This is a genomic window from Klebsiella sp. 54, assembly GCF_018223875.1.
Lineage (GTDB): Bacteria > Pseudomonadota > Gammaproteobacteria > Enterobacterales > Enterobacteriaceae > Klebsiella > Klebsiella quasipneumoniae.
Map to the genome: position 1 here is coordinate 332,930 of NZ_JAGRRA010000006.1, position 26,258 is coordinate 359,187.

Sequence of the window (26,258 nt, forward strand, 5' to 3'; positions counted from 1 at the left end):
TCAGCATCCGGCAGGCTTGTCACAGGGTGCGTAAGGGCTATAATGCTTCTCGCACCTCTTCGCGGGCGTAGTTCAATGGTAGAACGAGAGCTTCCCAAGCTCTATACGAGGGTTCGATTCCCTTCGCCCGCTCCAATTTCAAGTCTCCTGAAGTCTACCCAACTCATTTTTACCTTGAAAAATCAGCGGTTATAGCTTTCTGTTAGTCTATTGAACTCCGACGGAGGACTCCACTTTGGTTGCCGGATCGGCGTTTTGCGCTGCTGGCGCTGGAGTCGTAGCGTTTAGTGATATTTTCGCACTTATCCTGTTTCCGCAGGATGAGTGATTTTACGCAACCGGCTCGCGCTGACGACGACCGATACCGCAGAGGCCGCGGCGGCGCTCCACAGCGCAACATGAATTGACCTTTCATCTGCTGCCAGCAGAACGGCTACGGCGGCGGCTCCCAGGCACTGCCCGAAAGTGCGCATAATGGATAAAACACCGGACGCATAACTCGCGTGCTCACGAATAACGTTTGAGAGCATTTCCCGGTTATTGGGACTCTGAAAGCAGCCAAACCCTATTCCGCACACCAGACTTCGCAGACAGATATCCCACATTGAAGGGCTGGCGGGTAACGTCGCCAGCAGGATCAAACCGACGACAAATATTACCAGCCCCAGGGTGGATATCGCCGGGGCTGATATCGTGTCCGCCCAACGGCCTGCATGCGGCGCAATCAGCACGATCCCTAATGGCCACGGCGTAAACAGCAGGGCAGACACTACCGGACTGTAGCCGTATTCGCTCTGAAACAGGAAGGGTAGCGCAATAAAGGTGATCCCCTGGCTGACAAAAGCAATCATCGACGTGAAGGCCGCGAGGGTAAAACGTTCATTTTTAAACATGGTCGGCGGCAGTAAGGGATGACCCGTGCGGCGGATTTGCCAGATAAAAGCCATGCCGCTCAGCGCAGCGAGAGCCATCCAGCAAAGGCTGCCGAATTGATAAGTGGCGTTCTGTAGGCTGTTCGCCGCCATGATCGTCGAACCCAACAGCAGCGCCGACAATATGGCGCCCAGGGTGTCGAAGGGCGCCTGCATACGGATCGCATCCCGCGGCAGCGCTCTGACCGCCAGCAGTAAGGCGAGGGTGCCGGGAAGAACGTTTATCGCAAACAGCCATTGCCAGCTCAGGGTGTGAAGGATCGTACCACCCAATACCGGGCCGATAGCGGAGCTGGAGGCAATGAGTAGGGCATGGAACCCCAGAATGCGGCCAAGTAATCGTCCGGGAAATACGGACCTGAGTATTGCGGGGGCAATACTCAGCGTTGCCGCGCCGCCGATCCCCTGAAGCACGCGCATACCGATAAGCACTTCGGGCTTATTCGCCAGCGCGCAACCCAGTGATGTAAGGGTAAAGGTCGTCAGGCCCGCCAGAAATACAGGGCGATAACCCAGACGGGCCGCAAGCGCCGCGAATATCGCCAGCGTCATCGCAGCCGCCAGCAGATACCCGTTGGCGAACCAGACGGCAATACCGGCAGGTACCTGCATCTCCTGAGCCATTGAGGGCAGGGCAATGTTGATCATGGTGCCATCAAACACGCCCATTAAGGTGGTGGTCATGATTGCGGCCATCACCCGTGCGCGCGCCGGGCCAGGCAGTCCTTCGTCGCCGGGTTGGCTGGAAAAGAGCGTCATCATTTGTCCTCTGAGAAGAGTGTATGGATGACAAAACTATAAAGATGGCTTTTACCAGGCGGAAGGCGCACTATTTTCACTTTATTGTTGCATCAAACGCCTTATCTTAATGTGCTGGGAGAAAGGGTAATGTCTGATCCCGATTTTAATTTGCTGGTAGCTCTCGACATATTGCTGAGTGAAGCGAGTGTCGCAGGTGCGGCACGTCGTCTGAACCTCAGCACCTCGGCCATGAGCCGAACATTAAGCAGATTACGCGATGTCACAGGAGACCCGATTCTGGTGCGCGCCGGGCGTAACATGGTACTGACCCCGTGGGCCGAAGCGACCCGGGATCGCGCCAGGCGTGCAGTGCACGAGGCCAGGGCAGTATTGCAGCCCTCAACGGAAACGTTCTGCGCGCGAAGTCTGGCGCGTCTTTTTACCATCAGGGCAAACGATGGTTTTGTGGTGGCGTTTGGGCCTGCGCTCATCGCAGCGGTTGCCGACGCCGCGCCTGACGTCTGTATACGCTTCGCGCCTAAGCCGGAAAAAACGTCGCGCTATCTTCGGGAAGGGCTGGTTGATCTGGAGATTGGCGTTCAGAGTAATATGGGGCCAGAAATACGGCTGCAACGACTGTTTGAGGATCGGTTTGTTGGCGTCGTGCGTAAAGGGCACCCGCTGGCTAAGCAGGCAGAAATAGGCGTGGGTGATTATGTCGCCTGGGGCCATGTGGTAGCGTCACCCGAGGGCGCGTTGCACGGATCCGTTGACGATGCGCTGGCCGAACTGGGGACAAAACGTAAAATTGCGAGCGTCGTACCGGGATTTCCGACAGCACTGTCCGTGGCGCTGGAATCGGATCTTATCGCCATGATACCCGCACTCTATTTACTCAATCAGCAGGTAACGGACCAGGTACACGTTTTCGAGCTGCCGTTCAAAAGCCGTCGTATTACGGTATCGCAGATGTGGCACCCAAGGATGGAACGCGACCCCGGTCACCGCTGGCTGAGAAAGCAAATTCTTGCGATATGCGGTGGGGGGAGGTCAGTCATGGCCTGACCAAATAGACATGTCCGCGCTACAGTCTCGCCACAGCGATCGCTGCTTTCAAAGGATGAGACTCATGACGGCATACGGAACGGAAATTTTCTCAATGAGCGATCTGAACAGACTCACGATCGAAGTCTCCATACTTCGATAGACCGTTTATGTTCATTCCGTGAGACCTAATCGAAAACCCTCGTGGTACCTTTAAATTAACAATTAACGACGAATAAAGGACAGCTTCCCTGCCCTTTATTCTTTTTTATTCAGTTTTGCTCTCGCGCGATCGCAATACCTCACCGACCACAGGAGCAGCGGTAAACGCATTTGGCCATCCCGCGTAGAACGCCGCCTGGGCAACCACTTCTCCGGCCTCTTCAGCCGAAAGCCCATTATCCATCGCTCTGTTCAGGTGGTAGCCAATCTGCGCGCTCTGTCCGGCGGCGATTAACGCGCTGACCGTCACCAGGCTTCTGTCGCGGGGCGTTAGCGCGGGCCGTTGCCAGAGGTCGAGAAACAGCGGGTCGGCGGTAAATTTAACCAGGCCAGGCGAAATGGGGCCGACATTTTTCTCCACGGTATCTGCACGCTGCTTTTCTACCTGTTCATTGAGGGGCAGCAGCGTCGGCGAGGCGGCGGGCAGGGCCTCTGCCGTCACGCCCCTGGCTTCAAAGATGGCTTTAGCGACGCTGACGGCTGACATCGCATTGGGCCAGCCAGCGTAGAAGGCGAGGTGAGTAATGATCTCTGACACTTCCGCTGGCGTCACGCCGCTATCGAGCGCGACGGCAATATAGTGCTTCAGCTCTCCTGGCTGGTTGCGGGCAATCAGCATCGCCATGGTCACGATGCTACGGTCGCGGGCGGACAGGGCGTCACGTTGCCAGAGGTCGTTGCTGATGGCCTCGCGGCCGAAGCGCGCCAGCGCCGGCGACACCGCTTGAATATCAGCGTCCGTAAGGGTAGAAGGGGTAATTTTCATCATAGCTTCATCTCTTTGTTCGTTGGCATAAGCAAAATCAGACAGCACAAGCGACAAGGCTGCCGCGGCAATCACGTTTTTCATATTTGCTCCTTTCCGATCCACAGGGCGGATCGTTAGCGCGTCCACACCTGAGGATGGTCTTTTGTTTGCGGCGTGTTTTGCGCCATCACGCCGGTGAGGAAGTGCGGCTGATAGGCTTCTTCCAGATAGCGGATTTCTTCCGGGCTCAGTTGAAGGGCTACAGCGTTGACCGCGCCGTCAACATGATGCTTTTGCGTGGCACCGACCACCGGGGCGGTGACTTTAGTCAGCAGCCAGGCCAGCGAAATTTCGGTCATGGAGACCTGATGCCGTTCGGCAAGTTCGGCGACGCGGGCAATAATGCTCCGATCCTGCTCTGCCGTGCGGTCGTATTTGCCCCGGGCATAATCATCTTCCACCGCTCGCCGCGTGTGGCCTTCTAAGCGGGCGAGACGGCCGCTGGCCAGCGCGCTATAGGGAGTCATAGCGATATTATCTTCCGCGCACAGCCCGAACAGCTCTCGTTCGTCTTCACGCATAATCAGGTTGTAGTGGCTCTGCACAGAAACAAAGGACGTCAGCCCTTCGCGTTCGGCAAGGGCGTTCGCCTTCGCCAGCTGCCAGGCATAACAATTGGAAATGCCAATCGCGCGCACCTTGCCGGCGGCGACAGCGGCATGCAGCGCCTCCAGCACGTCGATAACCGGGGTGTTGTAATCCCAAATGTGGTAAATGTAGAGGTCGATGTAGTCCATCCCGAGGTTTCGCAGACTCTGGTCAAGCGAGCGGGTGATCGCCTGTTTTCCGCTGATCCCCCCGGCAATCTGGGCAGCGGTTCGTGGCAGAAACTTGGTGGCCAGCACCACATCCTCGCGTTTTGCCATCTCCCGCAGCGCCCGGCCAACGTACCGTTCGCTGGAGCCGTTCTGATAGGCGATGGCGGTATCGTAAAAATTGATGCCCTGTTCCAGCGCGTAGCGGATGATCTCCCTGCTGGCTGTTTCGTCCAGCGTCCAGCGATGCTGGCCCGTTGACGGATCGCCAAACCCCATACATCCCATGCAGATGCGGGAGACCAGTAAGTCACTCTTCCCGAGCCGGGTATACTGCATCTTTATTTTCTCCCTTTGGGTTATTCCACCAGAGTTTTAAGCCGTGCGATCAGTCTGGCCGCGTGTTCCCGGGCACGCGTTTTTTGCTGAGCGATTTTGTCGGCATCCCGGTCGGCGTAGCTAATGCCGCAGGTATAAACCGGCGCCAGCAGCTCAAGATTGCACAGCCTGGCCGTGGTCTCGAAGGGAAGGAGATACTCCTCAATGGCATGGCCAAAGAAACCGTCAGCGGTATAGAGCGTCTGTGGCGCTCCCGTGGTGAAGGAGAGGATCAGCTTTTTACCACCCAGTTTCGCCGTTGAGCCATGGGCGAAGCCGTGGACAAAGACCTCGTCCAGCCACTGTTTCATTAACCCGGGCAGCCCATACCAGCTAAAGGGAAACTGCCAGACAATCACATCCGCCTGCAGCAGGCTTTCCTGCTCTGCGGCGATGTTGAATTTGCCGTCCGGATAGAGCCAGTCCAGACGACGGATTTCCGCATCAGGCAGGGCGGTCGCCAGCTCATCGAGGATGGTGGCGTTGGCGATGGAATGGTTAAGATCCGGATGCCCGGAAACGATAAGGATATGAGGCTTTCTCATCGTTACTCCTGAGGTTTAAATTCGGCAGAGAAGAGGGTTTCCCAGTTAATAAACGAGCCGAGTGGAATACACTCGAAGGTTAATAAACCCGCCTTCGCCAGCGGAAATTCGGCCATGATGTTATTCGCCTCTTCCACGGTGTCGCACTCTAGGAAAATAGCGACGCCGGGTCGGTCCTGACGGAAATAGATGTCGCGGATAAAGCCAGATTTATACAGCCCCCAGGCATGGAGGGCTTCCGCGGTAAGGTGCGGCGCATAGTGTTCCAGCGTTGCGCCGGGCGCGGGGATATCCAGACATAAAATTCGCATCGTTGTCTCCGGAAAGTCGTTATCAGCGGGAAGAGACAAAAGTATACGAGCCACAGGGAGTGAAGATTAGGCGGTCATTGACTTAAGAATATTTAGCCTGTACTTAATAATCAGGCGAGACTGTCGCAAGGAGATGCTATGAATAACGCCCTTTATAATCAAATACGCATCTTTCAGAGCATTGCGCGCGAAGGCAATATCTCGGCCGCGGCGAGGAAATTAGAAATCACGCCGCCGTCCGTTAGCAATGCCCTCAAGTTGCTGGAGGAGCATATCGGTCATCCGCTTTTTGTGCGTACCACCCGGCGAATCGAGCTGACGGAAACTGGCCAACAGTTGCTGGAGCAAACCGCTGCGGCGGTCGAGGTTCTGGAAACATCGCTGGAGAGCCTCCGCGATCAGAATCGGGAACCCTCCGGGGCGGTGAGAATTACGCTCTCGCGCTTTGCCTACCTGCTTATTCTTAAACCGGCGATGGCGGCTTTCTGTCAGCAATACCCGGGGATCCAGCTGGAAATATCGGTCTATGACGGTACCGTCAATATCATTGAAGAACGATTCGACCTTGGGATCCGCTTTGGCGATATTCTCGAAGGCGGGGTGGTCGCCCGCCCGTTAATGAAACCGTTTCGCGAAGGGTTATATGCCTCCTCAGCCTATCTGGCCGAATATGGCGTGCCTGAGTCGCCCGCCGATCTCAGCCATCACCGGCTGATTGGCTATCGCTTTATTACCAACCACCGTATCCTGCCGCTGATCCTCAATGACCACGGCGAGCAACTCACCGTGGAGATGCCGGGGCAGTTAATCAGCAATGATATTGACGTCATGGCAGACGGTATCCGCCATGGACTGGGGATTGGCCGCTTGTTTGAACCTATCTGGCGGCTACAGCCCGATCGTGAACAGTTTCTACCGGTGATGGAGGACTACTGGAAAACCTATCCGCCGGTTTATCTCTATTACCCGAAAAACGCGGGTAAAACGAAAAGGGTGAAAGCCCTGATTGATTTTCTGATAGCGCATACTGCGGCATAAAGGCTATTTTGCGTGCGAAATGTCTGAAGACACCGGCCCTGTCTTTCCCTCTGTCTTAACCCTATACTCCCTGCGGATAAAGCGGTTTTTTATCGCGGTGCAACGGCTTATCCCATCGTCAACGCGATGGGCGGGGAATTTCAATAAGGGAGAGGCAGCAATGGGCAGACGCTTAATGGTCTGTGTATTCGCGCTGGTGGCGTTTTCAGCCACTGCAGCGCATGGCCATCACGGCCAGTCGGTAATATCGGGCGCCGACGGCGGCAACGGTTCGGACGGCGGCAGTAGCGATAACTCCTCGGGCAGGGCAGGGTGCCCGGGCGGCACCGATCCCGATAAGCACGGCCATTTTTACCTGCCCGGCACCCGCGAACCCTGCAATCCTGGCCCTCAGGATGCAGAGAATATCGGGTCTTCCCGCTAGCGTTCAACTCAGATCGTGCAGCGCTTTGTCCAGCGGCGGGGAAAGCTGAATATCCCGAAATGCAACCGCCAGTCCGCCGCGCTCCGGTGAGCAGCACATGACGCCGGCTTTTACCGGGCCTGGCGGAAAGTAGCCGAGACGCAGCAGCGGCCAGCGCTCGCCGTCGGTCGAATACTGCAGCCTTAACGCATCGCCTTTGCGGGTCAGCCGTAGCCAGAAAGTGCGCGGGTCGCCGGGGAAAAGCCCGGTGGCCCAGTCAGAGTGGGTTAACGTCAGCACGCTGCCGATGGCCGGGGCATCGTCATTAAACTCAATCCCCGCCTTCAGCCAGGTCTGCTCGTCCGCCATCATCATCAGCCCGGCCTGGTCGTAAAGCGTGGTGAAATCCGCACAGATTTTTGCCTGCAGGGTAAAATCGCCCTCCACCTCAGCGGCATAAAGATGGCCGGAGAAGCGTTCGAAGCCATACCAGGTATGGCGCCAGAAGTCGGTATGCTTATCGGTGACCACCGTCAGGCCGTCGGCATCGCGGTGCCACTCGGCAGGTTCATTAATCCAGTGAAAGGATGGCTGCATTTTTCCTCCGGAACAGGCTTATAACAGCGACTGCAGCGCGGGCGACGCCATGCTGGCCTCAAAGGGAATAATCTCCGTATGGGCGAGGCCCAGCTGCTGGAAGGGATCCTGGCCCAGACGCGATTCCAGAATTTCCCGGCTGTCGCATTTCGCCAGAATCACCCCGCCGGTACGAGGAATACGGCGGCCGGAGGCGAGAAAGAGGCCGTCAGCATAGCATTTTTTGAGCCATTCGACGTGGGCGGGGATCGCGTTGTCAATCTCTTCGAGCGGTTTTATATACGTTAAAACAACTACATAAATCGTACTCATCCTGAAAACCCTGTCAATCCGATGGGATCTTCAGCCTGACACATTTCAATGATGGATAAAAGAAAGCGCGGCATTTTTGCGTGCTATTGAGCAGGAGGCGCGTGCTGCAACTGCAGGGAGATTTATCGCAGCTGTGAAAAAAAACATATATGTATTTTCGAATGTATATTGATCTTTAATCGTGGTCCCGTATGCTGTCCGTCACGCTTGAGGAGAAACCATGTCTTTATTACCCCTGCAACTGTTCAAAAACCTCGCCGATGAAACCCGGCTGGGGATCGTGCTGTTGCTCAAGGCGCGGGGAGAGCTGTGCGTGTGCGATCTCTGTACGGCGCTCGCCCAGTCCCAGCCCAAGATCTCCCGCCATCTGGCAATGCTGCGGGAGAGTGGGCTGCTGCGGGATCGAAAACAGGGTAAGTGGGTCCATTATCGCCTCTCTCCGCAGATGCCGGCCTGGGCGGCGCAGGTGATTGAGCAGGCCTGGCTAAGTCAGCAGGACGATGTGCGGCTGATGATCAGCAGACTGACCGACGGGCCAGGTTGTCGGTAAAAAATTTATCTTGTCATATATGATTTTTCGAATGTGATTGGTGGAGGAACGATGTTGCTGGCAGGTGCGATTTTTGTCCTGACCCTGGTGCTGGTGATCTGGCAGCCGCGGGGGGTAGGGATCGGCTGGAGCGCGGCCTTTGGCGCGGCGCTGGCGCTGGTCACCGGTGGCGTACAGATAGCCGATATCCCGGTGGTGTGGCATATCGTCTGGAATGCCACCGCCACGTTTATCGCCGTGATCATTATCAGCCTGCTGCTCGACGAGTCCGGCTTTTTTGAATGGGCCGCGCTACACGTTTCCCGCTGGGGAAGAGGGCGGGGTCGTCTGCTGTTTACCTGGATTATCCTTCTCGGCGCGGCGGTGGCGGCGCTGTTTGCCAACGACGGCGCGGCGCTGATCCTCACGCCCATCGTGATTGCCATGCTGCGGGCGCTGGGGTTCAGTAAGGGAACGATGCTGGCCTTTGTCATGGCAGCCGGGTTTATTGCCGATACCGCCAGCCTGCCGCTGGTGGTGTCGAATTTAGTGAATATCGTGTCGGCAGATTTCTTTGCCATTGGCTTCAGGGAGTACGCTTCGGTGATGGTGCCGGTCGATCTCGCGGCAATCCTCTCCACCCTGGCGATGCTGCACCTGTTCTTTCGCAAGGATATCCCACCCGCCTGGGATATGGCGTTACTGAAAGCGCCGGCCACGGCGATAAAAGATCCGGCGACGTTCCGCACCGGCTGGGGCGTGCTGCTGCTGTTGCTGGTCGGCTTTTTCGTTCTTGACCCGCTGGGGATCCCGGTCAGCGCCATCGCGGCGCCGGGAGCGGGGATCTTGTTTGCTGTCGCGAAGCGCGGGCGGGTGATTAACACCGGCAAGGTGCTGCGCGGCGCCCCATGGCAGATTGTGATCTTCTCGCTGGGGATGTATCTGGTGGTGTATGGCCTGCGAAACGCCGGATTAACGGATTATCTGACCACGGTTCTGAACATGCTGGCGGAGCGCGGGCTGTGGGCCGCGACGCTGGGCACCGGTATCCTGTCGGCCTTCCTCTCTTCGATCATGAATAATATGCCCAGCGTGCTGGTCGGCGCCTTGTCGATTGATGGCAGCGCGGCAACAGGGACGATCAAAGAGGCCATGATATATGCCAACGTCATCGGCTGCGATCTGGGGCCGAAAATCACGCCGATTGGTAGCCTGGCCACGCTGCTCTGGCTGCATGTGCTGACGCAGAAGCACATCACCATCGGTTGGGGTTATTATTTCCGCTGCGGCATCACCATGACCCTACCGGTGCTGCTTGTGACGCTGGCCGCGCTGGCGCTGCGTCTCTCCTTCAATCAGCCATGAGAACGTACTATGAGCATCACCATTTACCATAACCCTGAATGCGGCACCTCGCGTAATACCCTGGCACTGATCCGCAACAGCGGCGCTGAGCCCACCATTATCTATTATCTGGAGAAGCCGCCGTCGCGCGATGAGCTGCGCCAGCTGATCGCCGCGATGGCGATCCCGGTGCGGGCGCTGCTGCGGCAAAACGTCGAACCCTACGATGCGCTGGGCCTGGCGGAAGACCGGTTTACAGATGACCAGTTAATCGACTTTATGCTCCAGCATCCGATCCTGATTAACCGTCCGATCGTGGTGACGCCGCGGGGCACCCGACTCTGTCGCCCGTCAGAGGTGGTGCTGGAGATCCTGCCGGCGCCGCAAAAAGGCGCCTTCGTGAAGGAAGACGGTGAGCGAGTCATTGATCGGGCGGGGCAGCGTGTAAAATAGCGCGCAAAATGGCGCCGGCTATAGCAGCCGGCAAGCCTTGTAAATCCTGCCGCACGGTTGGCTCTCCGGGGGTAGCACCTGGATGGTTTAACAATATTCTCCCTTAGCGCTATTTCTGCCTCCTCCGGCCCGTTTCCCTTACTTTTCCTGTCGTTATATGCCCTGCCCGCACCGACGGTTTTTGTCCTTTGTTAATCAATCAACTTACTGTTTTTAATAAATAAAATTATGTATTCTGCACAATGGCATAATGTCAACGTTGTTTACGTTTTTGCGAACATTAAATCTATAAAACTAGATGTTTGTCGACTTTTCATCTAAAAAGGAACGGTAAGGGGCTGGACAAAACCACTGCATGGTTATCAAATGGTTAAAAATGCTCGTATCTGATGTTAAGACAAACAAATTATAAATCGTCAGCCCGCTTTATACGGTTAACTTGCGCTGCGGCGCACCTTTTCTGGAGAATTTATGCATTCCTCTGTTAATAAAAACGAAAGCCGTACCTTTTTCGGCCATCCTTATCCGCTGGGCTCCCTGTTCTTCACTGAAATGTGGGAGCGTTTCTCGTTTTACGGGATCCGTCCCTTACTGATCCTGTTTATGGCGGCGACGGTTTACGACGGCGGGATGGGGCTGGCGCGGGAGAACGCCTCGGCGATCGTCGGGATTTTTGCCGGCAGTATGTATCTGGCCGCGCTGCCGGGCGGCTGGCTGGCGGATAACTGGCTAGGCCAGCAGCGCGCCGTCTGGTACGGCTCGATTCTTATCGCCCTCGGGCACCTGTCGATCGCCCTGTCGGCATGGCTGGGCAACGACCTGTTCTTTATCGGCCTGATGTTTATCGTCCTCGGTTCCGGGTTGTTTAAAACCTGTATCTCGGTGATGGTCGGTACCCTGTATAAAAAAGGCGACGCGCGCCGCGACGGTGGTTTTTCGCTGTTCTACATGGGGATCAACATCGGCTCGTTTATCGCGCCGTTAATCTCCGGCTGGCTGATTAAATCCCATGGCTGGCACTGGGGCTTCGGCATCGGGGGGATCGGGATGCTGGTGGCATTGATCATTTTCCGTCTCTTTGCCGTACCGTCGATGAAGCGCTATGACGCGGAGGTTGGCCTCGATTCCACCTGGAACAGCCCGGTGGCTAAAAAGAATGGCGTTGGGGCGTGGCTGCTGGCGCTGGCCCTGGGAGTGGCGGTGCTGGTCACGCTCATTAGCCTGGGCACGATCGTGATTAACCCGGTGGCGGTGGCCAGCGTGCTGGTCTATGTGATTGCTGCCTCCGTGGCGCTCTATTTCATCTGGCTGTTCGTCTTCGCCGGCCTGAGCCGTAAAGAGCGGGCGCGCCTGCTGGTATGCTTTATTTTGCTGGTCTCGGCGGCCTTTTTCTGGTCCGCGTTTGAACAGAAACCGACCTCCTTCAACCTGTTTGCTAACGACTACACCAACCGGATGATCGGCGGTTTTGAGATCCCCGCGGTCTGGTTCCAGTCGATTAACGCCTTGTTTATCATTCTGCTTGCGCCGGTCTTCAGCTGGGCGTGGCCAGCGCTGGCGCGCAAAAACGTCCGTCCAGGCAGTATGACCAAATTCGTCATTGGCATCCTGTGCGCGGCGGCGGGCTTTGGCCTGATGATGCTGGCGGCGCAGAACGTCCTGAACAACGGCGGGGCTGGTGTGTCGCCGCTGTGGCTGGTGGGCAGCATCCTGATGCTGACGCTCGGCGAACTGTGCCTGAGCCCGATTGGTCTGGCGACCATGACCCTGCTGGCGCCGGAGAGAATGCGCGGCCAGATGATGGGGCTGTGGTTCTGCGCCAGCGCGCTGGGTAACCTGGCGGCGGGGCTGATTGGCGGTCATGTGAAGGCCGATCAGCTGTCGCTGCTGCCGGACCTCTTTGCCCGCTGCTCTATCGCGCTGCTGATCTGCGCCGCCGTACTGGCCGTGCTGATTGTCCCGGTCCGCCGGATGCTGGAGAACAGTCAGTCCAGCGCCGCGCAAAAATCCGTCAGCAACGCCTGACGCGATCCGCAGGCCGGTCCCCCGGGACCGGCTTGTTTTTTGTCCAACCCCCGCCTCAGCTGTGCAAAATCCCCTTTTCTGAATGCGCGATGTCCCATAACGTGAGCGTGTTCTTTGAAATCACGTCGCTTTCCGGTCCATAGTGTAGTCAGGTTTACTATGTGGTTAATATAAGGACACACCTATGCCAGCAGTCATTGATAAAGCATTGGATTTCATTGGTGGTATGAATACGTCTGAGCCAGTACCACAGTCTATGGATGAAAGTACCGCGAAGGGAATTCTCAAATATTTGAAAGAACTGGGCGTGCCAGCCAGCCCGGCTGATGTCGCTGAGCGCGGTCAGCAGCAGGGCTGGAGCGCCGGGTTTACCGACAAAGTGGCGGAGTGGGCTGAACGGGTCGCCGCCGGCGAACGGCTGGTGATTAAGCATCCGGAATTCTTTTCCACCTACATGCGCGAAGAGCTGCGCGCCCTGGTGTAATCGCCGCGCATCAATCCCGCGTCTTCTGTTAAATGCCTTCCCCATCCGGGAAGGCATTCTTGCTGATGACAAACCTGTTTGGTTATTGTGCCCGCCTTTCTGCCGGGTGGCGGCTTCGCCTTACCCGGCCTACGAAAGGCAGCAATATCAAACCGTTATGCGGTTGGCTGTAGGCCCGCACAAGCGCAGCGCCACCGGGCAATCCCTGAAGATTGCCCTTTGGCTGCAGTCTGAATGCCTTCCCCTCCGGGGAAGGCATTTTTGTTACTGGCCGCGGTAGCCGCCGCCCAGGGCTTTGATCAGGGTAATGTCGGTGCTCAGCCGCTGGGCCTCAATGTCCAGCAGCAACAACTGCTGGGCAAGAACCGCCCGTCGGGCCTCTTCGGCGGCGTAGCGGCTGAGCAGGCCGCGCTGATAATGGGCGCGAGCGCTGTCGGTGGTGGTCTGCGCCGCGGTGACCTTCAGCTGCTGCAGCGCACGCTGCTGATTCAGGTCGTTAAGCTGGCTGGAGCTGATGGCGACATCGCGAACCGCGTCCAGCACCGCCTGGTTGTACTGTTTGATCAGAATATTGCTGGCGGTGCGCACCGACTGCAGATTGGCGTTCAGACGACCGCCGTCGAAGATCGGCAGATAGAGCCCGGGCAGCAGGTTGATTTGCTGGAAAGAGGACTTAAACAGATCCCCGACGCTCAGGGCGTTATAGCCCCAGAACGCTTTGATATCAAAATGGGGATAGAAGGCCGCTTTCGCCGCGTCGACCTGGCTCAGGGAGGCGGTCACGTACCCGCGCAGCGCCTGCAGGTCCGGGCGGCGGGCCAGCAGCTCGAAAGAGAGCGACGGCGGCAGCGTCTCCTGGAGCGCAGGCAGCGCTACCGGATGGATCGCCGGCATGCTTTGCGCATCGGCGCCGATCAGCGCCCGCAGGGTTTCACGATACTGGGTCAGCATCCCCTCGGCGCTAATGATCTGCTGGCGGGCGGCGAGCTGTTCGGCCTGGGCGTTGGCCACGTCCACGCTATCCTCCACACCGCGTTGGGTCCGGTGCTCGTGGGCCGCCACCGAGAACTGGGCAATGCTCTCCAGCTCCTGCAGCAGCGCGATTTTCTGGAATGTCGCCTGCATGGCGAAATAGAGCTGCGCCACGCTGCTGGCGATGTCGAGCTCAATGCCGGCGGTCTCCGCCAGCCGGGCGTTTTTCTCGCCAATGGCGGCGGCGACCCGGGCGCGATCGGCTCCCCAGAGATCGATATTCAGCTGCGCCCCGACGCCAACGGTGTTCAGCGTATACCACGGACCGTTCTTATCCACCGGCAGGGAGTAGGAGTAGGGCCAGCTAAAGGATTTGTCGGTGATCCGCAGGCGGTTTTGCGCCGCGACGGCGGTGGCCTGCAGGCCCATCGCCGACTGGGCGAGTTCCACCGTAGACTGCGACTGGGAGATGCGCAGCCGGGCGGCCTGCATGGTCGGCGAATTCTGCAGCGCCCGGTTGATCAGCATATTGAGCTGAGGGTCATCGTAGGCCTCCCACCAGCGGGCTGCCGGCCAGTTGCTGTTCGCCAGGTGGATCACCTGCGCCAGCTGGGCCTGCTGCGGATTGACGATGGCGACCTGGGCAGGCTCGTCCTGAATCAGCGCGCAGCCGCTGAGCAGCGTCAGGGTAAGGAGAGTGCCGCGCAGCCGCGCGGAGAAAGGAAGGATCATCATGACGTTTTAGCCTGTTGCTCAGTCGCTATCGGTGTCGGGCCCCAGTCGGGCAGGGTGGCCAGCGCGGCGGCCAGCGCCGGGCCAAAGGGGTTAGTCAGGTCGGTGGCCAGCGGTTCGGCAGGGGCCGTTGCCTCCTGTTCGATACGTTCGGCGTAGCGCCGCAGCTGTTCGGCGCAGCTGGTCAGGGTCGGGTCTCCTGGCGCGGCGTTGAGCCGGTATCCTTCGCTGAGGCGGGCGATCTCCTCGGCCCGGGCGAGGGTGGCGCGCATCGGCCAGTTTTTCGCCTGGGGCCAGGGGTGGGCATACGTGCCCAGCGGTTCGGCGCGAACCCGATGGATAAGCGCTTCGCTGTCGGTGAAGGCGACAAACAGAGGGGCCAGCGGCACCGCATCGTGCGGGGCGGCGAGGCAGTCCGCCAGCCGGCGATAGAGTCCGGCGAGGCGCGATTTCAGCTGCGGCGCTTCGCTGTCCGGCCAGAGATATAAATGGACAATGGAGGAGACCAGCACCCCGAGCAGGATACCCAGCACACGGTCCCGTAGCTCGGTGAGGTTAGTCAGCGGACCAAACCAGCTGAGGAAGGCCAGCGCAAAGGTGAAGCCAATCTGGATCCCGGCGTAGGCGATACGCTCCGAACCGGCGGCAATCCAGGCCGCCAGCGCCAGCACTGGCAGGGACATCGCCAGCAGCCCCGACAGCGAGTCGGTCCAGGGCTGGACAAAAACGATTAACAGCAGCGCCAGCAGAGTGGAGAACAGCGCGCCGCCGATGCGCAGCCACGTCTTTTGCATCGTGGCGCCCAGCCCGGGCTGGGCGACGATCACGCAGCTCAGCATAATGGTATGCAGTCCCTGCCAGTCGGCAGCGGTATAGAAGACATAGCAGATTAGCGTCGCCAGCAGGGTCTTGAGCGCAAAATGGAGATACGCCGGGTTGCGCCAGGCGTCCGGCGCCAGCAGGGGCGGCTTCTCCACCTCGCCCTGCGGCAGAGCAACGGGCTCACCCAGGGCCAGCCGCTGCAGAAGGGCTACCATCTCCTGCAGAACGGCGCGATTGACGCCGCGGCCGCTGAGCGCCAGGGGAGGAATAGCGCCGTCAAACGGCCCCTCGCTGAGGGCACTCTTCAGCTGCAGCACCGCCTGCGACAGCCGCAGGCGATCGTCGCTATCGGCCTCGTCCGCTTGCAGCAGCGCCGCCAGCTGGTAGCAGCGCAGGGTGGCGGCCAGCCGCGAGCGCCAGGCCTGGGGATCGGCGGCGATCTCCGGCGTCGCCCGGCTGGCCTGGGCGAACAGCGACTGCAGCTGGTTGAACTGCGCGGCGGTCTCGCCGAAGGTCGGTGGCGCTTCAGCGTCCGGGTCTGCCAGCCGGCTGGCGACCGCCTGCAGCATCTCCGCCAGACGCGCCTTAAACTGGTTGCCGGGAAAGGCCTGCTGAAAACAGGCGTTGACCAGCAGAGTGACGAGGATCGCGGTGTTAATCGCCACCCACAGCCAGAGCAGCAGCCGCACCAGGATTTCGCTCTGGCTGGTCATCGACGGGAAGGTTTGGGCGTAAATCACCGCCAGCGCCACCACGAAAAAGGCCAGTCCCAGCTTGCCCAGCACCCGCATCAGATAGATGGCGCAGAAAAAGAGCGCCACGGAGGCCGCCAGGCGGATCAGCGGGTAGTCATAGGTCCACTTGATGATCAGCAGCACGCCGCCGAGCGCCACGCTGACGGTGACAAAAAAGACCACGCTGACTAACTTAATCATCAACACGTTAGGCTGGCTGACGTAGAACACGACGATCAGCGCGACGGCCAGAAAGGGGATCTGCAGGGTCATGAACAGGGTGATGAGCACCGCACAGCTCAGCGTCAGGCGCAGCGTGTAGCTGGCGCGTCCCGGTGCGTCGCGCAGTTCCTGGCGTAAAAAATGGGCGAGAGGAAACATCGCGTCGCCCGGCTACGGCTGCAGCACGGCGCTGGCCGAGGCGCCCATGCGGAACAGTTTCGGATCGGGATCGCTGACGGCGATTTTCACCGGGAAGCGCTGCGAGACGTGGACCCAGTTAATGCTTTTCTGGATCAGCGGCAGGCCTTCGATGACGCTCCCGCCTTCGGGCAGGACGCCGGAGCCGACCGAATCCACCACCCCGTTAAAGGTCCGGTTGTGGTTGGTCATCACGGTGATGCGCGCCGCCACCCCAGGGTGCACGTTGTTCAGGTCGGTTTCGCGGAAGTTAGCGATCACATACCAGCGGTCGTCATCCAGCAGGGTGAAGACTGGCTTCAGCGCCGAAGCGTACTGGCCGACGGTGGTTTTCAGCGCCACCACCACGCCGTTGAACGGCGCGCGCACTTCGGTGAATTCCAGATGCAGTTCGGCGAGGGCGATTTGCGCCAGGATCCCGGCGCGTTGCGCCACCATGGCATCCACGCCGGTCACAGCCGCCGAGGCCTGTCTGGCCTGCAGCAGCGTGGCCTCCAGCTCCGCCCGCGCCGCTTTCTCGGCGGTGCGCGCCTGATCGAGATCTTCCTGCGAGGCAAACCCCTGCGGCACCAGCGGCTCAAGGCGGATGCGCGTGGAGGTGGTCTGCTTGACCAGCGCTCTGGCGCGCTCGACGGCGGCCGCCACCGACTGGGCGTTATACTCCTGCGCTTTGATGGTGCGCTGGGTCAGCATAATCTGCGCGTCGAGGGTCGTCAGCCGCGCTTTCGCGTCATCGAGCATCGCCTGATAGGGGCGGGGGTCGATGCGGAACAGCAGATCGCCTTTTTTCACCCGCTGGTTATCGCGAATGGGCATCTCCACGATGCGCCCGCTGACCTCGGGCACCACATCGATGGTATCGGCGTAGACATAGGCGTCATTGGTCTCTGGCGACGTTTGCAACTGCCAGATAACCAGGATCAACGCCAGGATGGAGGCCAGGACCAGCGCCAGCAGAGGCCATTTCTTGCGTAACAGGGGAGTGCGGGAAGTAGTCATAAGCGATCAGTGAACAAAAAACAGAAACCACAGCAGTGTGGCGAACAGGAACATCAGCGCGACATAGCTGAAGACCAGGGGAGAAAAGCGAGGCTGCCAGCCTTTACGGGTAATCAGGATATGGCAGGGGATCAGTAAAAACGCCCCGCCCAACAAGCAGAAAAACCAGCCGGGGAATGCGGCGCCCAGTACCGGGATCGCTGGTGAGAGTGAGCAGCCGGTCAGCGGCAAGACGAGCAGTAGCCGCGCTGGGCGGGCTATGGTGGCAATATGATTCAATGGAACATCCCTGAGTGCTCTTACCAGTGTGTCATGAGTGTAATCGCCTCGTTGCGGGAATGAAAGTCAACCGTTCGTTGACTGCGGGATCCTTGCGCGCCGGGAGAGGGGGAGGATGCGCCAAATCGCTCTCCTCACGCCCATTACCGACTTGCGCATAGTCAGCCGTCAAGCGGAGGACTATGCTTAGCCTGAAAGTCATAAAACAAGACCGAGGCAATGTCATGGATAAGGAATTACTGGAAGCCGGCTACCGGGCCTACACCGGGGAGAAAATCGACGTCTACTTTAATACGGCGATCTGTCAGCATTCCGGGAACTGCGTGCGCGGCAGCGCGAAGCTGTTCAATCTCAAGCGTAAGCCGTGGATCATCCCGGATGAAGTAGATGTCGCGACGGTGGTGAAGGTGATCGATACCTGCCCGAGCGGCGCGCTGCAATATCGTCATAAATAAGCGAGGAGAAGATGGAAATACTGGAAGGGCACAACAAATTTTATGTTAACGACGCGCAGGGTAACCAGGTCGCGGAGATTGTTTTTGTTCCCACCGGCGAACACCTCAGCATTATCGAACATACCGATGTCGATCCCAGCCTGAAAGGCCAGGGGGTGGGGAAACAGCTGGTGGCGAAGGTGGTGGAAAAAATGCGCCAGGAGCAGCGGAAGATTATTCCTCTCTGCCCGTTTGCCAAACATGAATTCGATAACACCCGTGAATACGACGATATTCGCGCCTGACGTACCGGCACCGGTGTAAACCGGTGCGCTTTTCTCTCGCCAGCGAATCCACGCCTTTAGTCACTCATCGCTTCCCCTCATGCCTGTACAAACGCCGACCGTGAGTTTGCTGATGAACGAGGCGGCTGCCTGTGCGGAAAGCGAGGGGCCAGATGCGGGTGATATTCCACCAGCTTTTTCACCCCCGCCAGCCGCTGAGCGTAGAGCGTTTTCTGGCTCAATCCGAGACGTTGCGACTGCTCGCCTATCGTCTGCCCTTGCAGCAGGGCGAGGAGCGCTTTGAGCTCGGCATGACTTAAACCGGCGGCCCGTTTTCGGTGGATCAGGGCGGCTTCACTGGCAAGGCGTTCAAGCCGCGGCGCGTTCTTCAGCCGATGGATCAGTTGCGCGCAGGGGAGGTCGGCAGGAGCGGCATGGACGTTGCGCAAACGATCCGGATGGCTCACCTGATAAAGCAGCGTTCGCCACAGCCAGATGGCCGGGCTGCGGCTAAGCATCAGCATCGGCAACGGGCGTGATGCCTGGTCGAGCAGCCTGGCCGCCTGGCGCAGTGTGGTGAGCATCCACAGGGGATCGTCAGGAAGAAAGACCACGATCCGCTTCACCGCGGCCAGCTCCCGCAGAGAGACGCCCTCCACCGGCAGCACGACGGGCCGCTTCCCCGCGTTGTGCATCAGCTGGCTCAACCCACGGGCGGCCAGCGAGCAGGGAGAGAGGATGTACTCGGTCATCATTGATAGACAAAGGTAATGCCGATGATCGACTGCACGTTGCCGGCGGTGACCTGGCCTGTGGTCCGGGCGTAGGTCGCCGTCAGGCCGAGATTGACCGGCGAGGTTCCGACGGTGCCCAGTGAGACAGTGCTGTTCGCCGGCACGGCGCTGCCGTTGCGGGTAAGCTGGACGCCTATCCCTTGCGCCGGCGAGGCGGAGGCGGTGTTAGTGAAGATCGCGTTAGCGCTGTCCGCGGTGGCGCCGGAGAGGTAATACCCCAGCTGTTGGCTCTGCGCGCAGTGCACGGTGAGCGGCACGGCCATGGAGCCCGGGTAGTCGGGGAGGGTGACGGTGACATCGCGGGCGGAGACATCGCAGCCGCCGGTGGGGACCACCACGTCGTTATTGGCGTAGATATTCCAGATGAACTGGAAGGAGTCGCTATTGTAGTTGTTAGTCTGATGCAGGATCAGCACCGCGATTAACGATCCTGCGGTGATCGCCACCCCGCCGGCGGTGCTGACCGGCGTCAGATACAGGACGGCCGGCCAGGGCTTATCGGTCCGGGAATCGTAAATCACCCGCGCCGTTTCCGTGGTGGTCGGGAAGGGGTAAGAGGTGCCGTTATATTTCACGGTGCCAGAGAAACTTGACAGCACACCGCCATAGGCGGATCCGCGCTGCAGGGTCACGTAGTCAGTGATCGTTTCCGGATAGTCGTTATGGCAAAAAATCTGCGTGGAGAGGTCGACCACCAGGTTTTGCCCGACGTTGACTGCCGGGGTCAGGTTAACGTAGACGTTGGCTGAGCCGCCGCCGATGGGGATCGTCGCGCCGGTGGCTGTTTTGCAGGCGAAGGACCAGGCGTTCATCGACCAGCCCAACAGCAGCAGGGTGGTGAATAAAGGGATAATTTTTTTCATCATGATGCTCTCCTGGCTCAGGCGTAGGTATAGGTCACGTTAATCACCGCCTGAATGGTGCCTTGCGTGGCGCCGCCGTTGACCGACAGGGCCCTGACCTGCAACGGGAAGCGGGCGGACTGGCTGGCCTCATCCACCTGTACCGACTGGCTGCTGCCATTGTTCAGCGTGGTGCCATCCTCGCTCTGCAATTCGAGCTGAATATTGCCCGCCGTCCCCTGGTTTTTGTAATAGCCGGTGCTGTCCGCCGTTCCGCTGAAGGTGGCCTTCACCCGTGAGGTACCGACGGGGCAGTTGCTGAGATCCAGCGCCACGCTGTGCCAGGCCGATGCCGAGCCTGCGCCAATCAGGCTGAAGGTGTAGAGATCGCCCAGCTCGACGGTGGCATTGACGGTGGAGACCGTGCAGGGTCTGGCCACCACCTTCCCGTTGACGGTAAGGGTGACGTCGGCCGACCGCAGGGAAGGGCTCGCGGTTAACAGGCCGGCCAGCAGCCAGCCCACGTGGGTCCATTTCATTTCAGCCTCCACTTACTGAAATTCCAGGGTGAATGTTGCTGTCGCATTGACATGCCCGGGGGTGACGGGCACCTGCGTGGCCATCAGACGGGCGTAAAAGTTCAGGATGTTGGTCTGGCCCGGCGTCAGCGTGGTCCAGGCGATGGCTGACGACGGGGCATTGACAGGCAGCCGGGACTGCTGCTGGTCGAGAATGTCCACCCCCATTCCCGCCGCCGCCGAGGCGCCGGCGTCGAGTTTTAACAGGCTGGTATTGACGCTGTCCGCCACGCCGGTGAAACCGACCTTCACCGCGGTGACGGAAGTGCCGCAGGGCGATAGCACGATACGGAACGGCACCGGCGGGGTCGTCGCCCCGACGGCGTAAAACTGCTTCGCGGCGTTGTCCTGCAAATCGACGGTGAAATCCTTCGACTCTCCGGCCACCGCGCAGGCGTTGTCGCGCACATAGCCGCTGATGGCGATCGTGCTGTCGGCAGCGAAGGCCAGCGGCGCGAACAGAGCGAGCAGGGCGCTCAGCAGAAACTGCGGTGTTCTCATCATCATCTCCTTAGCGACACGCGACGGACAGCTGGCTGAGCGACTGCTGCTGGCTCTCCGGCGGCAGACGATAATCGGCCACGCACTGGGCGTCCGGGGCATCGCCCCATTTCACCCGCACCTTGCCCGCCAGCGGCATCCCGCTCAGGTAGACCTGGCCGTTATCCGCGACGATGCTGCCGCTCTGGTTGCTGTCGCTGGTGGCGAGGGCGCCAAACGGCACCGGTTTGCCGCGATGGGTCAGCGTCATCAGAATCTTCATTCCCACCTGGGCGTTAAAGCTGGCGCGGACGATCGCCCCATGGGTAGGCACCACGCTGACCACTGCATCGTCAAGATCGACATTGTCGGCCAGGGTATTGGTGTCCAGCGCGACCCGGTTTTCGCGATACTCGGTGGCATACGGCAGGACGGCATACCCGCGCCAGTCGGTGCGCACCCCGGTCTGGTTTTCTACCTTCACGCCGCCGGCGCCGGGGGCTTTCACCAGCACTACGGTATCGTTCAGCGGCTGGCTCAGGGTGATGCCGTTGGCGTGCGCCAGCACGCCGCCGCTGACCCCGTAGTAGAGCTGTTTGAAACCATCGCTGCGGCTGTAGCCGACGTTGGCGTTGCCGTAGCCGCCGCGGTAGTTGAGCGCGGTATAGCCGGTGCTCCCGCTGTCGCCGTTGCCGCCGCCCGCATAGCCGGTCTGCACGCTATAGCTGAGGTTATTGTCTTCCAGCAGGGTGCCGTACAGGCCCGCCAGATTGGTCATGCGGCCATTGAGATCGTGCGACAGGCTGTAGCTGGCGCTGGCGTGCCGCCAGACCGAACGGCTATCGGAACGCAGCCAGTGGCTGAAGGGGATATTGACGTTGACCGCCAGCATCTGATCGCGCCCCTGCTGCCAGGCATTTTTCGTCAGGCTGTAGCTTAGCGACCAGTTGATATCGTCTACGGCGGCGTTGAGGCCGGCCTGCAGTTGCTCATCGGCATCGTCGGTGCCCCAGTAGGTCTGGTGGCTGCCGCTCAGATAGAGGGTGGCGGTGCGCCCCAGCTGTTGGGTCACGCTCAGCTGCACCTTACCGCGCTTGCTGTAAGCCAGATTGTAGTAGTCGGTAAATTTGGGTTTCACCTGGATAACCCCGTCCTGGGTTTCCACGCTGTAGCCGCTCATCCGGCGGTAGGTGGTATCGGCAAAGTTATAGTAGCCGCGGGTGGAGTAGCGGTAGCCCACCAGCTGCAGGTTGGTGCCGGTCTCATCCAGTGACTTGTTATAGAGAAAACGCACCGACTGTCCCTGATGCTCGCTGTCGTCAGGCAGGGTGGCGTTGGCCTGGGTGATATCCAGCGATAAGGCGCCGAAATAGCCCATGTTTTTCCCCACCCCGAGGTTAAAGGCGCGATAGCGGTCCGCCAGCTGGGTGCCGCCGTACAGGGTCCAGCCGGCCGGCAGGCCATGCATGGCCGTGCTCTGGAAAAAATCGGGCGTTTCCTGTTGGTTGTTGCCGCTGCGGTACTCCCCGGCGGTGAGGGCGAAGCGGGTATGGCCTTCGCGCTGCAGCACCGGCACCGTTGACCAGGGCACGCTGAAGACCTGGCGGGTGCCATCCGCTTCTTTAATGGTGACCTGCAGATCGCCGCCGTTGCCCGCGGCGTAGAGATCGTCGATGGTAAACGGCCCCGGCGGCACCGTGCTCTGGTAGATTTCGTAGCCGTTTTGTTTGACTGACACCTGCGCGGTGCCGCGGGCGATCCCGTGGATCACCGGCGCGAAGCCTTTCTGGCTGTCCGGCAGCATATTGTCATCCGAGGCCAGCTGCGCGCCGCGGAAGTTGATCCCGTCGAAGACATCGCCGTTGGTGTAGCTATCCCCGAGGGTAAGCCGCGAGCGCAGGGAAATAATGTCCCGCTCAAGCCAGCTGTTGACGTGCTGCCAGCGGTTCTCATTGGATGACGCGCTGCCGCCGCTGCTGTAACTCCAGGTGCTGTTATCGCGCAGGCGCCAGGCGCCGAAATTCAGGCCGCTTTGCAGATTCAGATAGGCGTAACGGCTGTTGCCCCCGGTGGTGTTATGGACGTTGTTGCCGGTGAAGTTATAGTTAACCAGCCCGGCGGTGATGCCGTTATCCCATAGCTCCGGCGGGATATACCCGCGGGCGTGGCTGCCCATAAACGCCTGGGGTACGGTGAGATACAGGCGCTGTTGGCCGACATCGAAGCGGGTGGTGGCTTCGCTGATGAGCGTCGTTAGCGGCACGCAGGCTGTACTGTCCAGGGCCGCCATGCCCGTCACCCGTCCGGTATCCACCCCCATGCTCGCCAGCTGGCCGCGGGTCAGGCAGGGCGACAGGCCATGGCCTTGCGCATCGGCCTGGAAAGTGACGTCCCGGGTGGTCATATAGCCGTTATTGAGATAAATATCGACGCGATAGGTGCCCGGCGGGACCTCCTGGCCTTTTTCAAATCCCGACAGGTCTGCCACCGCCGCCGGATCGTCAGCTAAAAAGCGGGGGTTAAAATAGAGGTCCGCCTGCGCGGCGAACGGCTGTGAGCAGAGCCACAGCGTCAGCGCCGGCGTAATCAGGCGCCGGGCGCTTCGGCGACCCCCATGGTCCAGTCCATATTTTCGATGTGACATAATCCCTCCGGTCCGACGTTGCCCGGCTGTCAGTGCTTCTGGTCATGCGCAGCGTGGCCCGCGCGGCGGGGCACACCAGATTTAACGCAGTACGCCATTCATTTTCGGCGTCAGCGCGCCGTAATCGTTAATGGTGCGATAGGTGATGGTGTTGCCGGCATCCGCGGGCAGCTTGACGCTGGTTTTACCCATCGGCGGCACCAGGGCGTTTTCCAGAATGCGCGTTCCGGCGTTCAGTTCGGTCACCGTCAGGTAATAAGGGGTTGGATTCGTCAGCGTTAGCGACGATCCGTTGCGGCTAAAGGTCAGCTTGTCCGCCGCCTGATCCGGGGGCAGGGTCAGTTTTGCCGGTCGGTAGTAGAGCTTGATGCGGCTGATAATCGCCAACTGGAGGGTGTTGTCGCTGAGCTTCGATTTATCCATTGAGGGAATAGCCTTCACGTTCATCCAGAACAGGCTTTCCCGATCCTGCGGCAGCTGGTTATTGGTCGCATCGATAATGCGCAGGGTATTCTCTTTTTTGCCCTGCATGGCAAACAGCGGGGGAGTGATAACAAACCGGCCGTCTCGCTGCCCATCGGCATTTTCCACCCATGACTGAATAAGCCAGGTGCTGTTGTCGTCGTTATTGGTCACCGCCAGCTGGACCTGTTTCTGACCCGCCGGGTAGATGACCCGAGTCGCGCCCAGCGCGACGCCCGCGTGCGCGCTGGCGCTCAACGCGCCGGCGGCGAAAAGCACACATCCCGTCAGTATGCCGCGTATCGTCGTTGCTGTTTTTCTCACATTATCTCCTTGTCTGCTCACGGTGTTGTCCTGCTGGTCTGCGGGTTGATTACTGATAGGTTAATGAGAACCAGGCCTGGGCGTTGGCCGCGCCGCCGGTGACCTGGCGTCCGGTCGCCCGATATTTGGCGACGAAATTTAGCGTCGTCGGTCCGCGGTAGAGCGGCACCCAGCGATCCGGCGGACGATTGAGAGGCAGCTGCTGGCCGTGACTGTCGAACAGCGCGATGCCGATCCCGCTGGCGATCCCCGGGCCTTCACCCACCGACAGCACGTCGGGGTTTTTGCCGTCAGCCACGCCGTGAAATGCCACCCCGACATGCTGGCTGACTGCCGTACTGCAATCCTGTAAATGAATCGTGAAAGGGATCGGGTTGCTGTCTTCGCCCACGTCGTGAAATCGGTTACTGCTGATCTGTCCCAGATTGACCGTCATCTGCCGATCGCCGGCTTCGACGCGGCAGGAACTGGCCATGATCAGGCCCTGAAAGCGCATGCTGCCCCCCGGCAGCGTGACGTTCCACTGATTACCGGCCAGCGCCAGCGGAGGCAGCAGCAGTAGCAGACCCGATTTCATTCCCTGCATCGTTTCACCCCGGTTGCAAAATTAAGCGCGGGCCCTCCTGGCCCGGATGGCTTCCTTGCCTGATGTTTGCCTTACTCGTACTGCACTTTGAAGGTGGCGTCCGCGTTCGCGATACCGGCGGTCGCGGCGCCAGTGGCGTAGTAACGCGCCTGGAACGGAATGATGTTGGTGCCGTCATTCAGCGTGGTGGCTGCGCTGAAGGTGGCGCCGTCCAGCGCCAGCGGCGTGCCGGTGTTGTCGAGGATCTGCACGCCGACGTTGGTCGCGCTGCCGGCGGCAGAGTTTTGCAGCGCCAGAACGGTGGTATTGCTGCTGTCGATGGCCGTACCGGCGAAGGCGACGGACGCTTTGGTTGCTACCGTGGTGTCGCAATCATCCAGCTGAATGTTGAAACCAACGGACGAACTGGTGCTCCCCGCCGTGGCCAGCTTCGCGGAACGCACCTGGCCCAACTGGACGGTTTGATCGATAGAGCCGGCATCCACCGCACAGGCCGCGTTAACGACTTCCCCTTTAAAATGGACGGTCCCGCCGTTAACCGTGGTGGTATCGGCCAGGGCCGCCGCGGAGCTCAGAGACAGGGCTGACACAACAATCATTGCCAGTGTTTTGATTTTCATACTGTTTTCCTTTGAACGATGTCGAAATAACGAACCGGATTGGCAGCCGTTGTGCCTTCCAGGCATTTCAGATTTCAGCCGAGTGGTCTGGCTGCCGGCTCTGCACAGTTTTCGCCCAACCGATGAGACAATTGGGGCCATTTTGACTCGTTGAGATAAACGATCTGTTCGTTGTTTAATCCTTCCTGTTTACCGGTATTAAACTCTGTTTAATGTGGTTTTATTGGTTATTTAATCTGGTGGTGTTAGCGAGAGTGCGAAAGGAAGAGAGATACCGCTGGCGAAGGCGCGCCAATGCAACGGGAGGGCAGGGTGGGGAAAAGTGCGTAAT

28 protein-coding genes, 1 tRNA gene and 1 pseudogene are annotated in these 26,258 nt (G+C 59.5%); 11 read left to right on the forward strand and 19 right to left on the reverse strand.

Features of this window, described 5'->3' with window-relative positions:
- Positions 1-61: 61 nt before the first annotated feature.
- Positions 62-135 (forward strand) — tRNA-Gly (locus KHQ24_RS16455).
- Between the two features lie 167 nt (positions 136-302).
- Here KHQ24_RS16455 and KHQ24_RS16460 read toward each other — a convergent pair.
- A complete protein-coding gene (locus tag KHQ24_RS16460; RefSeq protein WP_211777364.1) occupies positions 303-1,691 on the reverse strand; it encodes an MFS transporter in 1,389 nt (462 codons plus the stop codon).
- A gap of 129 nt (positions 1,692-1,820) precedes the next feature.
- Between KHQ24_RS16460 and KHQ24_RS16465 the strand changes: the two genes are divergently transcribed.
- Positions 1,821-2,738, forward strand: a complete 918-nt coding sequence (locus KHQ24_RS16465) for a LysR family transcriptional regulator (protein WP_004205331.1) — start codon at positions 1,821-1,823, stop codon at positions 2,736-2,738.
- Positions 2,739-2,985: 247 nt separating this feature from the next.
- On the opposite strand, the gene KHQ24_RS16470 is transcribed toward KHQ24_RS16465, so the two are convergent.
- From KHQ24_RS16470 to KHQ24_RS16485, 4 genes are read right to left on the reverse strand one after another with little or no spacing between them, the layout of a single operon-like run.
- Positions 2,986-3,789, reverse strand: coding sequence for a carboxymuconolactone decarboxylase family protein (locus KHQ24_RS16470; RefSeq protein WP_057212995.1), 804 nt, complete (start codon positions 3,787-3,789; stop codon positions 2,986-2,988).
- Positions 3,790-3,821: 32 nt separating this feature from the next.
- Entirely contained in the window at positions 3,822-4,841 is a 1,020-nt protein-coding gene (locus KHQ24_RS16475; RefSeq protein WP_017899804.1) for an aldo/keto reductase, read from the reverse strand.
- Between the two features lie 20 nt (positions 4,842-4,861).
- The gene (locus tag KHQ24_RS16480; RefSeq protein ID WP_048295566.1) at positions 4,862-5,425 is read right to left on the reverse strand and encodes an NAD(P)H-dependent oxidoreductase; all 564 of its coding nucleotides are present in this window, start codon (positions 5,423-5,425) and stop codon (positions 4,862-4,864) included.
- Between the two features lie 2 nt (positions 5,426-5,427).
- A complete protein-coding gene (locus KHQ24_RS16485) occupies positions 5,428-5,736 on the reverse strand; it encodes a superoxide dismutase (protein WP_211777360.1) in 309 nt (102 codons plus the stop codon).
- Between the two features lie 138 nt (positions 5,737-5,874).
- On the opposite strand from KHQ24_RS16485, the gene KHQ24_RS16490 reads away from it, so the two are divergent.
- Together KHQ24_RS16490 and KHQ24_RS16495 are read left to right on the forward strand one after the other, a co-directional pair.
- Positions 5,875-6,774: a LysR family transcriptional regulator gene (locus tag KHQ24_RS16490; RefSeq protein WP_004205338.1), complete on the forward strand. Its 900-nt coding sequence runs from the start codon at positions 5,875-5,877 to the stop codon at positions 6,772-6,774.
- 160 nt (positions 6,775-6,934) lie between these two features.
- The gene (locus KHQ24_RS16495; protein WP_211777361.1) at positions 6,935-7,198 is read left to right on the forward strand and encodes a hypothetical protein; all 264 of its coding nucleotides are present in this window, start codon (positions 6,935-6,937) and stop codon (positions 7,196-7,198) included.
- A gap of 3 nt (positions 7,199-7,201) precedes the next feature.
- Here KHQ24_RS16495 and KHQ24_RS16500 read toward each other — a convergent pair whose 3' ends face one another.
- Together KHQ24_RS16500 and KHQ24_RS16505 are read right to left on the reverse strand one after the other, a co-directional pair.
- Entirely contained in the window at positions 7,202-7,774 is a 573-nt protein-coding gene (locus tag KHQ24_RS16500) for a DUF1349 domain-containing protein (protein ID WP_004205340.1), read from the reverse strand.
- A gap of 18 nt (positions 7,775-7,792) precedes the next feature.
- On the reverse strand, positions 7,793-8,086 hold the full coding sequence (locus KHQ24_RS16505; protein WP_004205341.1) for a YciI family protein: 294 nt from the start codon (positions 8,084-8,086) through the stop codon (positions 7,793-7,795).
- Positions 8,087-8,306: 220 nt separating this feature from the next.
- Between KHQ24_RS16505 and KHQ24_RS16510 the strand changes: the two genes are divergently transcribed.
- The 5 genes from KHQ24_RS16510 (at position 8,307) to KHQ24_RS16530 (ending at position 12,921) form a co-directional block, all read left to right on the forward strand.
- A complete protein-coding gene (locus tag KHQ24_RS16510) occupies positions 8,307-8,636 on the forward strand; it encodes a metalloregulator ArsR/SmtB family transcription factor (RefSeq protein ID WP_004205342.1) in 330 nt (109 codons plus the stop codon).
- Between the two features lie 51 nt (positions 8,637-8,687).
- Positions 8,688-9,980, forward strand: a complete 1,293-nt coding sequence (locus KHQ24_RS16515) for an arsenic transporter (protein ID WP_043520911.1) — start codon at positions 8,688-8,690, stop codon at positions 9,978-9,980.
- Between the two features lie 9 nt (positions 9,981-9,989).
- On the forward strand, positions 9,990-10,412 hold the full coding sequence (gene arsC / locus KHQ24_RS16520; RefSeq protein ID WP_160124843.1) for a glutaredoxin-dependent arsenate reductase: 423 nt from the start codon (positions 9,990-9,992) through the stop codon (positions 10,410-10,412).
- A gap of 471 nt (positions 10,413-10,883) precedes the next feature.
- The gene (locus tag KHQ24_RS16525) at positions 10,884-12,437 is read left to right on the forward strand and encodes a peptide MFS transporter (protein ID WP_065877949.1); all 1,554 of its coding nucleotides are present in this window, start codon (positions 10,884-10,886) and stop codon (positions 12,435-12,437) included.
- Between the two features lie 184 nt (positions 12,438-12,621).
- Complete coding sequence (locus tag KHQ24_RS16530; protein WP_004205347.1) at positions 12,622-12,921, forward strand: DUF1889 family protein; 300 nt, start codon at positions 12,622-12,624, stop codon at positions 12,919-12,921.
- A 264-nt stretch (positions 12,922-13,185) separates the two neighbouring features.
- Here KHQ24_RS16530 and KHQ24_RS16535 read toward each other — a convergent pair whose 3' ends face one another.
- The 4 genes from KHQ24_RS16535 to KHQ24_RS16550 are packed head-to-tail and all read right to left on the reverse strand — an operon-like array spanning position 13,186 to position 17,879.
- On the reverse strand, positions 13,186-14,628 hold the full coding sequence (locus tag KHQ24_RS16535; RefSeq protein WP_064150856.1) for an MdtP family multidrug efflux transporter outer membrane subunit: 1,443 nt from the start codon (positions 14,626-14,628) through the stop codon (positions 13,186-13,188).
- Entirely contained in the window at positions 14,625-16,562 is a 1,938-nt protein-coding gene (gene mdtO / locus KHQ24_RS16540; protein ID WP_211777362.1) for a multidrug efflux transporter permease subunit MdtO, read from the reverse strand. Before mdtO ends, KHQ24_RS16535 begins: the two co-directional genes overlap by 4 nt.
- A 12-nt stretch (positions 16,563-16,574) precedes the next feature.
- Positions 16,575-17,600, reverse strand: a complete 1,026-nt coding sequence (mdtN, locus tag KHQ24_RS16545; protein WP_211777363.1) for a multidrug transporter subunit MdtN — start codon at positions 17,598-17,600, stop codon at positions 16,575-16,577.
- A 6-nt stretch (positions 17,601-17,606) separates the two neighbouring features.
- The gene (locus tag KHQ24_RS16550; protein ID WP_004205353.1) at positions 17,607-17,879 is read right to left on the reverse strand and encodes a YtcA family lipoprotein; all 273 of its coding nucleotides are present in this window, start codon (positions 17,877-17,879) and stop codon (positions 17,607-17,609) included.
- A gap of 224 nt (positions 17,880-18,103) precedes the next feature.
- On the opposite strand from KHQ24_RS16550, the gene yjdI reads away from it, so the two are divergent.
- Together yjdI and KHQ24_RS16560 are read left to right on the forward strand one after the other, a co-directional pair.
- Positions 18,104-18,334, forward strand: coding sequence for a 4Fe-4S mono-cluster protein YjdI (gene yjdI / locus KHQ24_RS16555; protein ID WP_004205354.1), 231 nt, complete (start codon positions 18,104-18,106; stop codon positions 18,332-18,334).
- 11 nt (positions 18,335-18,345) lie between these two features.
- Entirely contained in the window at positions 18,346-18,618 is a 273-nt protein-coding gene (locus KHQ24_RS16560) for a GNAT family N-acetyltransferase (protein WP_002916201.1), read from the forward strand.
- An 83-nt stretch (positions 18,619-18,701) separates the two neighbouring features.
- On the opposite strand, the pseudogene KHQ24_RS16565 reads toward KHQ24_RS16560, so the two are convergent.
- The 8 genes and pseudogenes from KHQ24_RS16565 to fimA form a co-directional block, all read right to left on the reverse strand.
- Positions 18,702-19,352, reverse strand: a pseudogene (locus KHQ24_RS16565) (fimbrial protein); the annotation flags it as partial.
- Positions 19,349-20,254, reverse strand: coding sequence for a fimbrial protein (locus KHQ24_RS16570; RefSeq protein WP_004205356.1), 906 nt, complete (start codon positions 20,252-20,254; stop codon positions 19,349-19,351). The pseudogene KHQ24_RS16565 and the gene KHQ24_RS16570, both read right to left, overlap by 4 nt.
- A 17-nt stretch (positions 20,255-20,271) precedes the next feature.
- Positions 20,272-20,757 carry a fimbrial protein gene (locus tag KHQ24_RS16575; protein ID WP_072500825.1) on the reverse strand — a complete coding sequence of 162 codons (486 nt, stop codon included), beginning with the start codon at positions 20,755-20,757 and terminating at the stop codon, positions 20,272-20,274.
- A gap of 27 nt (positions 20,758-20,784) precedes the next feature.
- The gene (locus KHQ24_RS16580; RefSeq protein WP_049092673.1) at positions 20,785-21,312 is read right to left on the reverse strand and encodes a fimbrial protein; all 528 of its coding nucleotides are present in this window, start codon (positions 21,310-21,312) and stop codon (positions 20,785-20,787) included.
- Between the two features lie 10 nt (positions 21,313-21,322).
- The gene (locus KHQ24_RS16585; protein ID WP_004205359.1) at positions 21,323-23,935 is read right to left on the reverse strand and encodes a fimbrial biogenesis usher protein; all 2,613 of its coding nucleotides are present in this window, start codon (positions 23,933-23,935) and stop codon (positions 21,323-21,325) included.
- A gap of 81 nt (positions 23,936-24,016) precedes the next feature.
- The gene (locus tag KHQ24_RS16590) at positions 24,017-24,700 is read right to left on the reverse strand and encodes a fimbria/pilus periplasmic chaperone (protein WP_369707419.1); all 684 of its coding nucleotides are present in this window, start codon (positions 24,698-24,700) and stop codon (positions 24,017-24,019) included.
- 70 nt (positions 24,701-24,770) lie between these two features.
- Positions 24,771-25,307: a fimbrial protein gene (locus KHQ24_RS16595; protein WP_004205362.1), complete on the reverse strand. Its 537-nt coding sequence runs from the start codon at positions 25,305-25,307 to the stop codon at positions 24,771-24,773.
- A 71-nt stretch (positions 25,308-25,378) separates the two neighbouring features.
- The gene (gene fimA / locus KHQ24_RS16600) at positions 25,379-25,927 is read right to left on the reverse strand and encodes a type 1 fimbrial major subunit FimA (RefSeq protein ID WP_004205364.1); all 549 of its coding nucleotides are present in this window, start codon (positions 25,925-25,927) and stop codon (positions 25,379-25,381) included.
- Positions 25,928-26,258: the final 331 nt, after the last annotated feature.

What these genes read in the sequence shown, in the direction of transcription:
- KHQ24_RS16560 (WP_002916201.1), top strand. Translation starts at nt 18,346, where the DNA reads ATGGAAATACTGGAAGGGCACAACAAATTTTATGTTAACGACGCGCAG.
- KHQ24_RS16585 (WP_004205359.1), bottom strand. Translation starts at nt 23,935, where the DNA reads ATGTCACATCGAAAATATGGACTGGACCATGGGGGTCGCCGAAGCGCC.
- KHQ24_RS16505 (WP_004205341.1), bottom strand. Translation starts at nt 8,086, where the DNA reads ATGAGTACGATTTATGTAGTTGTTTTAACGTATATAAAACCGCTCGAA.
- KHQ24_RS16515 (WP_043520911.1), top strand. Translation starts at nt 8,688, where the DNA reads ATGTTGCTGGCAGGTGCGATTTTTGTCCTGACCCTGGTGCTGGTGATC.
- KHQ24_RS16595 (WP_004205362.1), bottom strand. Translation starts at nt 25,307, where the DNA reads ATGCAGGGAATGAAATCGGGTCTGCTACTGCTGCTGCCTCCGCTGGCG.
- KHQ24_RS16570 (WP_004205356.1), bottom strand. Translation starts at nt 20,254, where the DNA reads ATGAAAAAAATTATCCCTTTATTCACCACCCTGCTGCTGTTGGGCTGG.
- KHQ24_RS16470 (WP_057212995.1), bottom strand. Translation starts at nt 3,789, where the DNA reads ATGAAAAACGTGATTGCCGCGGCAGCCTTGTCGCTTGTGCTGTCTGAT.
- mdtO (WP_211777362.1), bottom strand. Translation starts at nt 16,562, where the DNA reads ATGTTTCCTCTCGCCCATTTTTTACGCCAGGAACTGCGCGACGCACCG.
- KHQ24_RS16465 (WP_004205331.1), top strand. Translation starts at nt 1,821, where the DNA reads ATGTCTGATCCCGATTTTAATTTGCTGGTAGCTCTCGACATATTGCTG.
- KHQ24_RS16480 (WP_048295566.1), bottom strand. Translation starts at nt 5,425, where the DNA reads ATGAGAAAGCCTCATATCCTTATCGTTTCCGGGCATCCGGATCTTAAC.
- KHQ24_RS16490 (WP_004205338.1), top strand. Translation starts at nt 5,875, where the DNA reads ATGAATAACGCCCTTTATAATCAAATACGCATCTTTCAGAGCATTGCG.
- KHQ24_RS16500 (WP_004205340.1), bottom strand. Translation starts at nt 7,774, where the DNA reads ATGCAGCCATCCTTTCACTGGATTAATGAACCTGCCGAGTGGCACCGC.
- KHQ24_RS16485 (WP_211777360.1), bottom strand. Translation starts at nt 5,736, where the DNA reads ATGCGAATTTTATGTCTGGATATCCCCGCGCCCGGCGCAACGCTGGAA.
- yjdI (WP_004205354.1), top strand. Translation starts at nt 18,104, where the DNA reads ATGGATAAGGAATTACTGGAAGCCGGCTACCGGGCCTACACCGGGGAG.
- KHQ24_RS16510 (WP_004205342.1), top strand. Translation starts at nt 8,307, where the DNA reads ATGTCTTTATTACCCCTGCAACTGTTCAAAAACCTCGCCGATGAAACC.
- KHQ24_RS16535 (WP_064150856.1), bottom strand. Translation starts at nt 14,628, where the DNA reads ATGATGATCCTTCCTTTCTCCGCGCGGCTGCGCGGCACTCTCCTTACC.
- KHQ24_RS16580 (WP_049092673.1), bottom strand. Translation starts at nt 21,312, where the DNA reads ATGAGAACACCGCAGTTTCTGCTGAGCGCCCTGCTCGCTCTGTTCGCG.
- fimA (WP_004205364.1), bottom strand. Translation starts at nt 25,927, where the DNA reads ATGAAAATCAAAACACTGGCAATGATTGTTGTGTCAGCCCTGTCTCTG.
- KHQ24_RS16495 (WP_211777361.1), top strand. Translation starts at nt 6,935, where the DNA reads ATGGGCAGACGCTTAATGGTCTGTGTATTCGCGCTGGTGGCGTTTTCA.
- arsC (WP_160124843.1), top strand. Translation starts at nt 9,990, where the DNA reads ATGAGCATCACCATTTACCATAACCCTGAATGCGGCACCTCGCGTAAT.
- mdtN (WP_211777363.1), bottom strand. Translation starts at nt 17,600, where the DNA reads ATGACTACTTCCCGCACTCCCCTGTTACGCAAGAAATGGCCTCTGCTG.
- KHQ24_RS16460 (WP_211777364.1), bottom strand. Translation starts at nt 1,691, where the DNA reads ATGACGCTCTTTTCCAGCCAACCCGGCGACGAAGGACTGCCTGGCCCG.
- KHQ24_RS16525 (WP_065877949.1), top strand. Translation starts at nt 10,884, where the DNA reads ATGCATTCCTCTGTTAATAAAAACGAAAGCCGTACCTTTTTCGGCCAT.
- KHQ24_RS16530 (WP_004205347.1), top strand. Translation starts at nt 12,622, where the DNA reads ATGCCAGCAGTCATTGATAAAGCATTGGATTTCATTGGTGGTATGAAT.
- KHQ24_RS16475 (WP_017899804.1), bottom strand. Translation starts at nt 4,841, where the DNA reads ATGCAGTATACCCGGCTCGGGAAGAGTGACTTACTGGTCTCCCGCATC.